Below are 13,190 nucleotides of genomic sequence, written 5' to 3'. Positions count from 1 at the left end.
GTCGCGACCGCTACGCCCGCTCCCCCCCGGCTAATCGCCCGTGCTTCCCTGGCCGGCTACCGCCGCCCATCTGCGGTGCAGACGCCCCGCCCTCTTGCGGGCTTATCGCCCGCGCTCTGCGCGCTCCTGCGTCGCACGCCATCGACAACCAACCAACCGCCCGTCCGCAGGAGGAGTGGCATCCCGGCAACCGACTGTTCGCACCCGTCAGTGGCTTCCGGCAAGTTACCGCGAACCGCTATTTGCGATCTCGGGCTGTACGCGAAGATCGCGCGTGCCAAATGTGTTCTGGAGCTCGGCAGGGCAGGCGACGCGGTGGATGCGTTCACTGATGTTCTGAACAGTCTTCCCCCGGATTACCACCGCGACCGGGGACAGTATCTCGGATCACTTGCCCGCGCTCACGTCCTCGTCGAGCAACCCGAGGCCGCCGCTGCAGCCGCCGCCGAGGCGTACACCATCGCGATTGCGACTGGCTCGACCCGAACGCTGGCCGACCTGCGGCGGACGATGCCATCCGGCCTGGCCAGGTGGTCCCACATACCTGATGTCGAGCGATTCTGTGCCATGCTCGCAGCGGTCGAACCAGAGATTGGTGGAAACTAAGTGTTCTCACTTGCCACAGACGCAGCACCCGGTCGTCCGAACGAAGACTTCGTGGTGGCTACCACCGACCTCGCAATCGTCGTAGACGGCGCCGGCGTACCCATGGGTGGCTGCCACCACGGCGTTGCATGGTACGCGCAGCAACTCGGTGCACGCACCCTGACAGCGTTAGCTGGTCGCCCACACCTCCCGTTGGCGGACGGTTTGTACGAGGGGCTCGCCGCCGTCGCAGCGTCGCACGAAGACACCTGCGACCTGACTGATCCGGGTACGCCGTGCGCAGCGGTCGGGATCCTTCGCATAGGTGCAGAAACAGTAGACACACTCGCCCTCTCTGATGTGACCGTTCTCGTCGAGAGCGCGGAAGGTCCGCAAATCACCTGCGACCTCCGCATCGAGGAGATCTCCGGAACCGAGCCGGACGCCGTTGCCGGCATGCTGTTCAACACCGCTGAGCACAAGGCCGCCATCGCCGCCTTGGTCGCGAACCAGACCCGCACCAGGAACCGGAGCGATGGCTGGTGGGTCGCCGCTGCAGACCCCGAGGCAGCACGCCATGCTGTGGTCGACAGCTATGCCCGATCCGAAGTGGGCCGGCTGGCGATCTTCTCCGACGGGGCAACCCGCCCGGCGGACCAGATGGACCTCTACACCTGGCCCGAGTACCTGGCCCTGCTCGACAAGCTTTGTCCCGCCGGCCTGATCGCCCACGTCCGCGAGATCGAAACCGCCGACCCCGACGGAGCCCGTCACCCCCGGACCAAGCGCCACGACGACGCCACGCTCGCCTATTCCCCGTGTCGGTAGAAGCGCTTCGTCCGCGGCAGGAGGGTGCTCCGTAGCCATCGACTCCAGCCGACCGTCCGTCGGCAGGAGGACTGGCGTCCTAGCGACCGTGTGTTCGCATGCGAGCGGCGGATTCCGGCAACTGCCCTGGTCTGCGCCTTGTGCACGTCGCCGTCGAGCCTCGGGGCCGGTGACTACTGCTGTCGGTGGCGTGGTGGTGCCTGTGGCTCTCGATGCGCCCACGCGACAGCGACCGCCCACACCAGCAGGGCGACGAGGCCCCCAACGCCCGCGCCGAGGAGCGCACCGTCGAAGAGGCTGCCCAGCACCGCGCCGACAGCGCTTGTCATGAGCGCGGCGACCAGCAGAAGCGAGCTCGCATCTCCGCCCCAGCCCAAATCACGCAACCGCTTGCGCATCGGGCGTCCGCGTTCCATCAGGATCACCACTTGAACGCTGATCACCGAGGCGACCAGCAGGAAAGCCAGACAGCGGATCGTGACCACGCCGCCTATCATGCCGCCGGGTGGGCGGCACGCTGTAGACCTACAGATGCACACCCCCGCTGGCCTACGCTGGCGGGATGCGCAGATCGATTCTGCTTACCGCGGTGGTGGTCTGCGCGGTGAGTCTCCTGAGCGGTTGTGGACCGCGGGTGTCGCGCGGTGTGGTTGGCATGTCGGTCGACGACGCGGGCATACCGGTGATCGTGCTGCAGAACTGCGACGGCAACATCGCCCAACTCGAGTTCTATGACCGGAGTGGGCCACGAACGGACGACCCCGCACCGGGGCCGGCGATGATGTACGTGAACCCGCGCCCGGACAAATCCGTGGTCCAGATCCCCATCCGGACTGGTGGGAACGGCTGGCGGGTCCAGGGAGAACCACCGGCTTTGCGCGCCGACGGCAAGTACTTGATCCGGGCGTGGGGCAAACGACACGAGTGGCACGGTCGCGGCACCGAGTTCACCCTGAGAGACCTCAAGACCGTCCGTCCCGGCCAGGTCCGTCACGACTCTCCACCCGCCGACGCCAGCCCGCCGTACGATGCCATTCCAGTGAAGTACCGCGTGACCCCGCTGAGCGAGTTCATCACAGAGGACTGCCCGTGAAGACTCCCAGAATTGGCCGACCGATGACAGAAGGGCAGCAGTCGTGACGGATGGGATCATCGACCGGGAGGCAGCGGGTGTCGTCGCCTTCGCCTATGAGATGGGCGTGCTCAAGCGGCTTCGCCGAGCGGGGTGGTGGCACGTCGGCGTTCGCGATCCCGAATCCGTTGCGGAGCACAGCTTGCGAGTCGCTCAACTCGCTGCGCTGATTGCCAGTGAGGAAGGCGGTGACCCCGCGCGGGCGGCGTACCTGGGGATGTGGCACGACTCGCAGGAGACCCGGATCGGCGACATCCCGCACAGCGCCAAGCCCTATCTGGAAGTCGCCGGCAACGAAAGCATCACCGAGGACCAAGTCGCGGTCCTTCCCGAGAGTGCGGCCAAGAGCATTCGAGAGGCCGTCACCGAGTACGAGACCGCAGAGAGCATCGAGGCCCGCTGCGCCAAGGACGCCGACCGCCTCGAGTGCCTCCTGCAAGCGGTCGAGTACGGCGAAGCCGGCTACAAACGGGTCGACGGCTGGATCGAATCCTCACGCGCCCGCATCCAAACCCCCTTCGCCCGCCGCCTCGCCGAAGCGGCGCTGGTGACATCCCCACTCGCCTGGCGCGACCGCTGATCGAGAGTGGCCGAAGGTGAGCCGTGCTGTCCGGGTGACGCGGGTACGGCGACTGTGAGCGAAGCGAAGCCGACGCTGGACGTGGCCTTGATGAGGTTGGCCGACCTGTTGACGGATGCCCAGGCGTCCGTGGCTGAGATCAGGCACTGGATCTCGGAGTCGGCCAGACCCCGCCTCGCCCGCGTTCCCCTTGATCCCATCCTGACGGTACGACTCCGCATGTTCGAGGAAGACCGTTGAGCGGGTCCTGACGCGCGGCGGTGACCTTGAACAGGACATAGCGTGTTCAAGGCCCCGAGTTCCTGCGCAAACCCTCGGTGCGTTGCCCGATGGACGGTGGCCGGGGTGTGCCGGAGGGCGGCTTACGGGCGGATGATCGTAATGCCGGCCGGGGTGCCGTTGGTGAGGGCGGCCAGGGCGGTGGGGGTTTCGGCGAGGGGAATGGTGCGGGTGATCAGCGCGGCGGGGTCTAGGTTGCCGGCGGCAACGAGGTTCAGCATCTCGGGGTAGGCGTGGGCGGCCATGCCGTGACTGCCCAGCCATTCCAACTCCTGGCCGATCAGGCGGCCTACGTCGAGTTGGACGCCGGATGGCAGGAGGCCGACTTGCAGGTGGCGGCCGCGGGGGCGCAGGGCGAGGAGGGCTTGCTGGACGATGTCGTTGGAACCCAGGGCGTCCATGGTGACGTGGGCGCCGCCGCCGGTGAGGTCACGGAGCTGGGACACGGTGTCGGCAGACGCCAAGACGGTGTCGGCGGCGCCGTACGTGCGGGCGAGGTCCAGCGCGTCGGGGTTCGTGTCGACGGCGATCACGCGGGCGCCGAGAGCGGCCGCGATCATGACCGCCGACAACCCGACGCCGCCGCAGCCGAAGATGACGACGTTCTCCTCTGCGACGACTCGGCCGACCTGGCGGACAGCCCGGAAGGAGGTGGCGAAGCGGCAGCCCAGGCCGGCGGCGGTGTCGAAGGACAGGTCGTCCGGCAGCCGGACCAGGTTCACAGCTGCGAACGGTACGGCGACAAAATCCGCAAACGAGCCCCAGTAGTTGAAGCCGGGCTGGAGTTGGTTGGGGCAGACCTGCTGGTTCCCGGAGAGGCACTGTTCACACGTGCCGCACGCGCAGATGAACGGCGTGGTGACGCGGTCGCCGATCTGCCAGCCGGTCACCCCGGGGCCGAGGGCGGCGATCGTTCCGGCCAGTTCGTGCCCAGGGACGTGAGGCAGGACGATGTCCGGGTCATGCCCCATCCAGCCGTGCCAGTCGCTGCGGCACAACCCGGTGGCCTCGACCTTCAGGACGACACCACCGGGCTTCGGCTCCGGGTCCGCTACCTCGGCAACAGTCGGCAGGACGCCGTACTGCTCAACCAGAACAGCGCGCATCAGCCGCCGGCGACTGCGGGGATGATCGAGATCTCGCCGCCGTCCTTCACCGAGGTCTGCAGGCCGTCGGCGAAGCGTACGTCGTCGTTGTCGACGTACACGTTGACGAAGCGGCGCAGCTCGCCGGAGTCGTCGAGGACGCGGCCCTTGATGCCCGGGTAGGCGGTGTCGAGGGACTCGAGCACCTCGCTGAGCGTCGCGCCCTCGGCGCTGACCGAGGACGCGCCCTGGGTGTACTGGCGCAGGATGGTCGGGACCCGGACACTCACGCTCACTGCAGGCCTGCCTTCACGAAGGCGTCGTACGACGCGGGGATGGTCACCTTGGGGCCGACCCGGTCGGCCACGGCGTCGAGGGTCTTCAGCCCGTCGCCGGAGTTGATGATCACCGTCTCGGCCTCGGGGTCGAGCTGGCCGGTCTCGACCAGCTTCTTCAGCGTCGCGACCGTCACCCCGCCCGCGGTCTCGGTGAAGATGCCCTCGGTGCGGGCGAGCAGCCGGATGCCCTCGATGACCTCTTCGTCGGTGACGTCCTCGATCGCGCCACCGGTACGGCGGGCCACGTCCAGCACGTACGGTCCGTCGGCCGGGTTGCCGATCGCGAGCGACTTGGCGATGGTGTCCGGCTTGACCGGCTTCACCACGTCGTACCCGTCCCGGAACGCCTGCGCGACGGGCGAGCAGCCGGTGGCCTGGGCGCCGTACACCTTGTAGTCGGTGGCGTCGACCAGGCCGAGCTTGCCGAGCTCGGTGAAGCCCTTGTCGATCTTGGTCAGCTGGGAGCCCGAGGCGACCGGGATGACGATCTGCTGCGGCAGCCGCCAGCCGAGCTGCTCGGCGATCTCGAAGGCGAGGGTCTTGGAGCCCTCGGAGTAGTACGGGCGGACGTTGACGTTGACGAACGCCCAGCCCTCCTCCTCGCCGGCGATCTCGGAGGCCAGCTTGTTCACGTCGTCGTAGTTGCCCTCGACCGCGACCAGCGTGCCGTCGTACACGGCGCTGGTGATGACCTTGGGGCGCTCGAGGTCGTGCGGGATGAACACGACCGAGCGGATGCCGGCCCGGGCGGCGGCCGCGGCGACGGCGTTGGCCAGGTTGCCGGTGGAGGGGCAGGCGAAGACCTTCATGCCGAGCTCGCGGGTGGCGCTCAGGGCACTGGCGACCACGCGGTCCTTGAAGGAGTGCGTGGGGTTGCCCGAGTCGTCCTTCACCCACAGCTTGCGCAGGCCCAGCTCGCGGGCGAGGTTGCCGGCGTCGATCAGCCGGGTGTAGCCGGGCTCGGTGTTCGGGAAGCTGGCCACGTCGACCGGGACGGGCAGCAGCGGCTGGTAGCGCCAGATGTTCTTGGGTCCGGCCTCGATCTGCTCGCGGGTGATGGTGGGGTACTCGTACCCGACCTCGAGCGGACCGAAGCACTCCGTACAGGCGTAGAACGGACCGAGCGGCGACTTCGCCCCACAGGCGCGACAGCTCAGGTGCGTACCGTTGCCGAAGGCACCTTCACGGATGGTGTGGGTGGCGGTCAGGCTCATGAGTGAGGTTCCCTCCTCATCTTCCCCGGACACCGGATCTCGGCGCGGGACGGATTTGGCACCGTTCCGCCGCGAGGGTCCCGGACGGGACCTCAACGGGGAGGGTTGCCGGGACTTCGACGGGCCGTTTCCCTCAGTCCCTCTGGATGAGCTCCCCCGAGATTACCCAATCGGGTCCATATTGTGTCTTCGGTTCCCACCATCCGAGACACTCGATCTCAACCGTGCCGGGCCCGGAAAGTACGGCGGTACGCCGACGGCGAGGTGTGAAGCTGCTTGGCAAAGTGATGACGCAGCGTCACCGGTGTCGCAAAGCCGGCTGCGGTCGCGATCTCCTCGACCGGGGCGTCACCGGTCTCCAGCATCGTCAGAGCCGCCTGGATCCGCTGCGCGATCAGCCACTTGCCCGGTGTCGTCCCGGTCGCCTTCACGAAGTGCCGCAGGTAGGTCCGCGGCGACAACCCCGCCTGCCTGGCCAGATCCGGTACGCCGATCGGCTCGGCGAGATGCTCCAGCGCCCACTCGAGGCTCCGCGCGACCGAAGCGTCGTCGGGGTCCGGCGGCACCGGCGACTCGATGTACTGCGCCTGCCCGCCGGCCCGGTACGGCTGGATCACCAGCCGCCGGGCGACCGCGTTCGCCACGGCCGCGCCGTAGTCCTTCCGCACCAGGTGCATGGCCAGATCCAGCCCTGCGGCACACCCCGCACTCGTGAGTACGTCGCCTTCGTCCGTGTAGAGCGGCTCTGGATCGACGTGGATCTTCGGATAGCGCTCACGCAGCATGTCGGCGTACCGCCAGTGCGTCGTTGCCCGGCGTCCGTCGAGCAGACCGGCCGCAGCCAGCGCGAACGCGCCTGAGCAGATCGACACCATCCGGGCGCCACGCCCGTGCGCAGTCTGCAGCGCCTCGATCAGCGCCGGCGACGTCTCACCGCGTGGGTCGTGGACGCTCGGGATGACGACCGTGTCCGCGGCCGCGAAGTCGTCCAGGCCGTGCGGGGTGCTCAGCGTGGCGCCGCCGAGCACGCGGATCGGGTCCGGTGTCTCGGTGCAGACCTTCAGCCCGTACCACGGCTGGTCGATGTCCGGCCAGGCCAGCCCGAACACCTCGATCACGATCCCGGCCTCGAAGGCCGTCATCCCGTCGTACGCGAGGACAGAAACCGTCCGTTGTCCCATGTCACAATCTTAGCGATAGTCGTCCCCAGCGCCACTTCTGGGAACGCCTCCAGCCGCGGACGATGGAGTCATGTTCAAGGTTCTGAAGGAGATCGCAGCCGGAATCAACGCCGCCTCCGCCGTCCGGCACGGGCTCACGCCGCCCGCAGGCGCGCTCACCGCCGACGGCCGTCGAGCGTACGCATCAAAGGCGTCGCGGCAACGCCGTGCACAAGGACGCTCAGCACGACGGTGAAGCCGACGGTCGCCCACAGCCACGGCAGGTCGGTCGCGAAATGCACCCCGACGGCGGCCAGGTAGTAGACCGACGTCACCCCCCGGACCCCGAAGGCCGCCGTCATCCAGCGCTCGGAGCGATCCAGCTCCGAGCGTGCGAGTGACAGCCACGCGACGACCGGCCGGACGACGAGCACCAGCAGTACGCCGCTCACCGCGCCGGCCAGTGTGAGCGGCTCGAGCAGGCCACCGGTGATCGCGACGCCGAGCAGCAGCAGGATTCCCCAGGTCAGGATGTGCTCGAGCTCCCCGATGAAGTTGTGCAGCTCCGCGTGGAACTCGTGACTCCGCTCGGCCGCCCGAAGCGCGAGCGCGGCGACGAAGACCGCGATGAACCCGTACCCGTGCAGCACCTCGGTCAGCCCGTAGACGCCGAGCGTCATGGCCAGCGCGAGGACTGGCTCACGTGAGTCCGCCAGCCGGAAGCTCTTCGCGGGCGCACTGAACGCCATCTTGCCCAGCAGCCAACCCGCGCCAAGGCCGACCGCGACCCCGACCACTGTCTTACCTACGACGTACCAACCAAACCACTCCCACACCGAGTGCGACTTGGTGGCCGCGAAGACGGCCAGATAGACGAGTGGGAACGCCAGACCGTCGTTCAGCCCAGCCTCGGACGTCAGTGCGAACCGCACCTCGTCCTCCTCGTCCGGCTCAGCGCTCTCACCGGTCGTCGGCCCGGCAACCTGTACGTCGGAAGCGAGCACCGGATCGGTTGGCGCGAGTACGGCGGCGATCAGCAACGCAGTCGCCGGAGCCAGACCGAGCAGCCAGCCCACTCCGGTCAGCGCAGCGACACAGGCCGGCATCGCAACGAACAGCAGCCGCCACGTGACACTCCACCGGAGCAGGCTGATCGGCCGGTCGATCGCCAGCCCGACACCCATCAGAGCGATGATGACGGTCAGCTCAGCCAGGTGCTCGGTCAGCTCGGGTTCAGCGATCGGGCTGAGTTGCGCGCGGTCGACGGCCAGGCCGAGCAACAGACCTGCGCCGAGGAACGCGATCGGCGCGGAGACGGCGTACTGGCGGAGCAGACGAGGCAGTACGGCGCCCAGCAGCAGAGCCAACCCGGCGACCAGGTACAGCCCGTCCCCGTCGATCGTCATCGTGCCGGACCAGTGCCCAGCGGGCGGCTACCTCAAGCGATGAGTCGCACCCGGCGTGTGCGTCGGCAGGGACTTGCGAGGGCCGTAGCGAGGGTGGCCGACTCCGGTCAGCTCGAGCAGCCGCTGCACACGGAACCGGTGACCCCGGTACGGCTCGATCAGCTCCGCACAGCCGTCGTCGTCGAGCTCCTCGCCGATCAGCGCGTACGAGACGTTGCGGGACACGTGGTAGTCCGCGAACGAGAACGCGTCCGCATCACCATGCGCCCGCTGTCGCACCTCAGCAGCCGTCCACACACCGACGCCAGGCAACGACCGCAGCCGCCGCTCGATCTCCGCGGAGTCGGTCAGCTCGAGCGTCCGCTCCAACGCCTTGGCCCGAGTGGCAGCCGTGATCACGACCCTCGAACGACGGTTCTCCACACCGGCCCGCAACCACTGCCAGGACGGGATCATCCGCCACTCCTCGGGCGCCGGCGGGACCATCATCACGCGCCCGTCCGGCGGCTGCGGTCCGGGCGCGGTCTCGCCGTACTCGCGCAGGATCACGCGCCAGGCCCGAAACGCTTCCTTGCCGGTGACAACCTGTTCGATCCCGGCCGCGGCCATCGCTTCGAACACCGCCCGCGTCCGCGGCACCCGGACGTGCGGGAACCGCCGCGCCGCGTCCACCAGCGCCCGGTGCTCCGGCAACGGCTCGAACCCGTCCCAGCTGTCCGCATCCCCCAGCAGCTCCGGCACCCCGTCCAGCGCCCACCCGGCGCCCGGACCCCACGCCTCGGCCTCCACCTCACCGGTCGAGGGGGACGGCGTCAGCCGCAGCAGCACCGGCCCCTCCGGCGTCCGCGTCGCCCGCCAGACGGTGCGCCGTACCGGATCGAAGACGTACGCCGGATCGCCAGGCCCCTTCCGCAGACCCCCGATCACCGAATGCGGATCCACCACCCGCCCAGGACGCCAAACCCGCACCACCGAACTCACGCCCCAAGTCTTACTCACGCCACGGACAACTAGCGGATCGGCGTTGCCGCTCCGGCCAAGCGCTCGCGCATCCATGGATACGGATCGACCAACCGCTCGCGCGTGGACAGCACGTCCTGCACAAGAACGGCGAGCCGTTCGCCCATCACATAATGGCGTCCCTTGGTCTCACCAACCGGTCGGAGCAGGTTCAGCTCCGTGAGCCTGGCCAGGTCCCTCGTCGCCGTCCGCTGCTCGATCTCGGCTCGTCGGACGTACGTCGAGCGGCGGATCCGGAACCCCAGCGACGCATCGAACAGCTCGTCTGCCACCCGATCGGCCAAGCCGAACTGTTCGATCAACTGGTCGAACGCCAACCACAACTTGCCGGCTTCGCGGTAGCGTCGCCGCACCGTCTGCGCCTGGATGTGGTGAGCACGGAGGTTGAACTTGACCCACAACTCGGCCGATCGCTCGGGATGCCAGGATCCCGCACCGGTTGCGGCCAGGACGCGGTAGTAGTCCTCGGTGTTGCCACCCAGCCACTCCTCGATGTTGGAGAACGCCGGCTCGCCGATGCCGCCGCGGGAGAGAACCAGAGTCTGCAGCGCCCTGGCCATCCGGCCGTTGCCGTCGCGGAACGGATGAATCATCACGAGGTTGAGATGAGCCATCGCCGCATGCACAAGCGGGTCCACTCCGCCGTCACCGGCCAGCACCTCCATCAACTCCGCGACCAGGCCGGGCACCTGCTCCGCCGACGGTCCCTCGTAGACGTTCTCCCCCGTCACATCGTCGTGCACGTAAACAGCACCTTGCCGGTAGCTGCCAGGACTCTTCGACAGGTCGTGGCTCAGCATCATGAAATGCATCCCGCGGACGGCGGAGACATCGAGCCGGAAGTCCGTGTCTTTCGCCATCGCCAAGACATAGCCCAGCGCCTGCCGATATCCCCGAATCTCTGCGAAGGTCCGCTGGTCCGCGCTCAGTGCTTCCTCGTCGTCGAGGGCGGCGGCGGCGTCGTCCAGCTCGACGTCGTAGCCTTCGATGCTGTTGGACCCCTGGATCGCCCGGGCGAGCATGCTTCGCCTCAGCCCACCGGCCCAACGACGGGGCATCCGCAGCACCTCGGCCAGCTCGGACCGGAACGCGTGGATCTGCTCCAGGACCTGCTGGTCCTCGAGATCCGGCTGCGGCGTGCTGAAGATGGTCACTGCTGTCCTAATGTCTCAATTCTTAGGACATCCTACCGCCATGACTGGATGATTGCGACATCGAGACATCGGTCGGGTGACGGGCTGATACTGAGGCATGACTCGGTGGCAGCGGGTGAAGGTCGTGGGGAACTTCCTGAATCTGTCCACTCTTGCCGGCCTGCTGGTCGGGGTGATCGGGCGAGCCCGGTTCAGCCGCGGGCCGCGAGGGTTGTTCTTCGCGAACGTGTACAAGATCAAGTTCCCGGTGGCGGGCGCGTTCACGATCGGGAACGTGGTGCTCAGCAAGCACGAGCGGGCGTACTTCGACGACGAGGCGCTGGTGCGGCACGAGGAGCGGCACTCCTGGCAGTACTTCTGCCTGCTCGGGCTGCTGATGTGGCCGCTGTACGTCGTCGGCGTCGTCGTCTCGTGGTTCCTCACCGGCGACCCGGCATCGCGGAACCCGTTCGAGCGGCTCGCCGGCCTCAAGGACGGCGGGTACGTCGAGCGGCCGATCCAGTCGTTCGGCCAGACCCTGACGCAGACGCTCAGCGTGCTGCGATCGCGTCCGAAAGAGCCGTGAGCACGGTCACCACACCGGCCGGGTCGTCCACCACGATGTCCGCGGCCTCGATCAGCTCGGTCGCGTTCGACGACCGCGTGGCCAGCAGCACCGCGCGCAGGCCGGTCTTGCGCTGCTCCTCGATCGCCCGGTACGCCGCCAGGTCGCCGAGGTCGTCACCGGCGTACAGGATGGACTGAGCGCCGGTGTCCTCGAGCAGCCGCCGCAGTGCGACCCCCTTGTCGATACCCGGCGGCCGCAGCTCCAGCACCAGGTTGCCCGGCTCCAGCCGCAGCTCGGTCGACTCGGCCAACTCGGTCAGCGGTGTCCGCAACCTGTCGAAAGCACCAGTCGGATCGGCCATCCGGCGGGTATGTACCGCCAGCGAGCTCTCCTTGTCCTCCACGAACGCATCGGCGAGCCCTAGCTCCTGCAGCAGCCCAGGCAACCGGTCACGCGCTTCGGCGACACCGGACGGCACCGGGTCACTGGTCACCCGCCCAGTCGCTGCGTCCCACCGCTCCAGCCCGTAGTGCCCGAGTACGACGAGACGCCCGAGCCCAGGGTGTCCGGTCACACCGGTCAGCTCCGTGGCGACCAGCGCCGGACGACCGGTGACGATCGCCACCTGGTTCACCGAACGGGCCAGCCGGGCCAGCGCGTCGAGCGCACCTTCCACCGGACGGGACATCGCCGGGTCCTCGACCAGTGGGGACAGCACGCCGTCGAAGTCCGTCGAGATCACCGCGGTGGCCGGATCGGCGACGATCGCCTCCCAGCCCTCGCGCCCCGCCTCCGTCTGGATGGTCGGCGTGCTCATCCGGTGTAGTCCGAGGTGAGGATCACGGTGAGGCGGTCCTTCTTCATGTTGTCCAGCGCGCCCTTGGTGCGGCCGATCCCGAGGTCGCGGGCGAGCTGGTTGGCGGCGTCGAGCATGCCCGGCGGGTAGTACACGGTGCTGCCGGCGACCTTGCCATGCCAGTTGTCGGCGCCGGCCACGATCCAGCCGGCCTGCCGCGCGCGGCCCGCGACCGAGTCGGCCAGGCCCTTGCGCGAGGTGTTGTTGTAGACCTCGACGGCCGGACGCTGGTCCGGCGGGATGGTGGTCGCCTGCGTCGCGGGCGGCTGGGTGGCCGGCGGTGCTGTAGTCGGCTCGCTGCCGGGCTCGGTCGTCGGCTCGGTGCTCGGATCGGCGGTCGGCGTGGTCGAAGGCGGGGCGGTGGTCGGGTCCGGCGTAGGCGTGGGTGTGGACCTGGGCACGCTGGCACCTACCGTCGACGGGCCACCGGCCGGCTTGGGCGACGGCGTGTTCTTGCCCTCGTCCGCGGTGCTGTCGTTACCGCGGGTGCCGAACAGCACCAGCAGCCCGGCCACGATCGCGACGACGGCCAGCACGGCGACGAGGGACGAGAGGACCTGGCCCCGGTCGTCCTTCGGGCGAGGCATGTCTCAGACCTCGATACCCAAGCGGCGTGCGGAGCGGGCTCGCTGGCGGGCGGCGCGCAGCCGGCGCAGGCGCTTCACCAGCAGCGGGTCGTGGGCGAGGGCGTCGGGCCTGTCGATGAGCGCGTTCAGCACCTGGTAGTACCGGGTCGCGGACATTTGGAACTGGTCCCGGATCGCCTGCTCCTTGGCGCCGGCGTACTTCCACCAGTGCCGTTCGAAGGCGAGGATCGCGCCGTCCCGCTCGGAGAGTCCGGCCACGGCCGGCGGCGCAGCCTCGGCAGGGCCGGGAGAGCTGGCGTTGGCGCTGTCCATCAGCAGGTAACTCCTGTGCGGTCGGTGGTCGTCCGTCCGCGCTCCACTGTACGTGCTGAACAACAGCGATGTCATTCACCGCAGGTAGCGACACACACCGTGTCGCT

The 13,190-nt window shown here is 68.5% G+C and carries 16 protein-coding genes and 1 riboswitch; of the genes, 5 read left to right on the top strand and 11 right to left on the bottom strand.

All coding sequences use genetic code 11. The features are described from left to right. Positions 1-210: 210 nt before the first annotated feature. Complete coding sequence (locus ACIBGM_RS17250) at positions 211-606, top strand: hypothetical protein (protein WP_360533340.1); 396 nt, start codon at positions 211-213, stop codon at positions 604-606. A 339-nt stretch (positions 607-945) separates the two neighbouring features. Beyond that, positions 946-1,413 (top strand): hypothetical protein, encoded by a 468-nt coding sequence (locus ACIBGM_RS17245; protein ID WP_360533343.1) that lies wholly within the window; start codon positions 946-948, stop codon positions 1,411-1,413. A gap of 173 nt (positions 1,414-1,586) precedes the next feature. On the opposite strand, the gene ACIBGM_RS17240 is transcribed toward ACIBGM_RS17245, so the two are convergent. Beyond that, positions 1,587-1,898: a hypothetical protein gene (locus tag ACIBGM_RS17240; protein WP_360533346.1), complete on the bottom strand. Its 312-nt coding sequence runs from the start codon at positions 1,896-1,898 to the stop codon at positions 1,587-1,589. Positions 1,899-1,975: 77 nt separating this feature from the next. Between ACIBGM_RS17240 and ACIBGM_RS17235 the strand changes: the two genes are divergently transcribed. Both ACIBGM_RS17235 and ACIBGM_RS17230 read left to right on the top strand, forming a co-directional pair. Beyond that, positions 1,976-2,506, top strand: coding sequence for a hypothetical protein (locus ACIBGM_RS17235; RefSeq protein WP_360533349.1), 531 nt, complete (start codon positions 1,976-1,978; stop codon positions 2,504-2,506). Between the two features lie 43 nt (positions 2,507-2,549). Continuing rightward, on the top strand, positions 2,550-3,125 hold the full coding sequence (locus ACIBGM_RS17230) for an HD family hydrolase (protein WP_396386138.1): 576 nt from the start codon (positions 2,550-2,552) through the stop codon (positions 3,123-3,125). A gap of 362 nt (positions 3,126-3,487) precedes the next feature. Here the strand turns inward: ACIBGM_RS17230 and ACIBGM_RS17225 are convergent, their stop codons facing one another. The 7 genes from ACIBGM_RS17225 to ACIBGM_RS17195 all read right to left on the bottom strand — a co-directional run bounded on the left by ACIBGM_RS17225 (position 3,488) and on the right by ACIBGM_RS17195 (position 10,781). Next, positions 3,488-4,510: a zinc-dependent alcohol dehydrogenase family protein gene (locus tag ACIBGM_RS17225; protein WP_396386137.1), complete on the bottom strand. Its 1,023-nt coding sequence runs from the start codon at positions 4,508-4,510 to the stop codon at positions 3,488-3,490. Next, on the bottom strand, positions 4,510-4,785 hold the full coding sequence (locus tag ACIBGM_RS17220) for a ubiquitin-like small modifier protein 1 (protein ID WP_360533358.1): 276 nt from the start codon (positions 4,783-4,785) through the stop codon (positions 4,510-4,512). Before ACIBGM_RS17220 ends, ACIBGM_RS17225 begins: the two co-directional genes overlap by 1 nt. Continuing rightward, complete coding sequence (gene thrC / locus ACIBGM_RS17215) at positions 4,782-6,041, bottom strand: threonine synthase (protein WP_360533361.1); 1,260 nt, start codon at positions 6,039-6,041, stop codon at positions 4,782-4,784. Before thrC ends, ACIBGM_RS17220 begins: the two co-directional genes overlap by 4 nt. Before the next feature lie 13 nt (positions 6,042-6,054). Beyond that, positions 6,055-6,194, bottom strand: a riboswitch (SAM riboswitch). A 65-nt stretch (positions 6,195-6,259) separates the two neighbouring features. After that, entirely contained in the window at positions 6,260-7,222 is a 963-nt protein-coding gene (locus ACIBGM_RS17210; protein WP_360533364.1) for a helix-turn-helix domain-containing protein, read from the bottom strand. Positions 7,223-7,377: 155 nt separating this feature from the next. Next, a complete protein-coding gene (locus tag ACIBGM_RS17205) occupies positions 7,378-8,607 on the bottom strand; it encodes a cation:proton antiporter (RefSeq protein WP_360533367.1) in 1,230 nt (409 codons plus the stop codon). Positions 8,608-8,634: 27 nt separating this feature from the next. Next, positions 8,635-9,588: a DNA-3-methyladenine glycosylase family protein gene (locus ACIBGM_RS17200; protein WP_396386135.1), complete on the bottom strand. Its 954-nt coding sequence runs from the start codon at positions 9,586-9,588 to the stop codon at positions 8,635-8,637. A gap of 29 nt (positions 9,589-9,617) precedes the next feature. Next, positions 9,618-10,781, bottom strand: a complete 1,164-nt coding sequence (locus tag ACIBGM_RS17195) for a Fic family protein (protein WP_396386133.1) — start codon at positions 10,779-10,781, stop codon at positions 9,618-9,620. Between the two features lie 97 nt (positions 10,782-10,878). Between ACIBGM_RS17195 and ACIBGM_RS17190 the strand changes: the two genes are divergently transcribed. Further along, positions 10,879-11,346 (top strand): hypothetical protein, encoded by a 468-nt coding sequence (locus ACIBGM_RS17190; RefSeq protein WP_396386131.1) that lies wholly within the window; start codon positions 10,879-10,881, stop codon positions 11,344-11,346. On the opposite strand, the gene otsB is transcribed toward ACIBGM_RS17190, so the two are convergent. The 3 genes from otsB to ACIBGM_RS17175 are packed head-to-tail and all read right to left on the bottom strand — an operon-like array spanning position 11,312 to position 13,083. Next, a complete protein-coding gene (otsB, locus tag ACIBGM_RS17185) occupies positions 11,312-12,145 on the bottom strand; it encodes a trehalose-phosphatase (protein WP_360533379.1) in 834 nt (277 codons plus the stop codon). The two genes, ACIBGM_RS17190 and otsB, sit on opposite strands and share 35 nt — an antisense overlap. Beyond that, the gene (locus tag ACIBGM_RS17180) at positions 12,142-12,771 is read right to left on the bottom strand and encodes a LytR C-terminal domain-containing protein (RefSeq protein WP_396386130.1); all 630 of its coding nucleotides are present in this window, start codon (positions 12,769-12,771) and stop codon (positions 12,142-12,144) included. The genes otsB and ACIBGM_RS17180 overlap by 4 nt, the downstream gene beginning before the upstream one ends. Positions 12,772-12,774: 3 nt before the next feature. After that, positions 12,775-13,083 carry a DUF3263 domain-containing protein gene (locus tag ACIBGM_RS17175; protein ID WP_360533385.1) on the bottom strand — a complete coding sequence of 103 codons (309 nt, stop codon included), beginning with the start codon at positions 13,081-13,083 and terminating at the stop codon, positions 12,775-12,777. Between the last annotated feature and the right edge of the window lie 107 nt (positions 13,084-13,190).

Source organism: Kribbella sp. NPDC050470, assembly GCF_044458365.1.
In the GTDB taxonomy this organism is placed as follows: domain Bacteria; phylum Actinomycetota; class Actinomycetes; order Propionibacteriales; family Kribbellaceae; genus Kribbella.
This window is presented reverse-complemented; position numbering and strand designations above follow the sequence as displayed.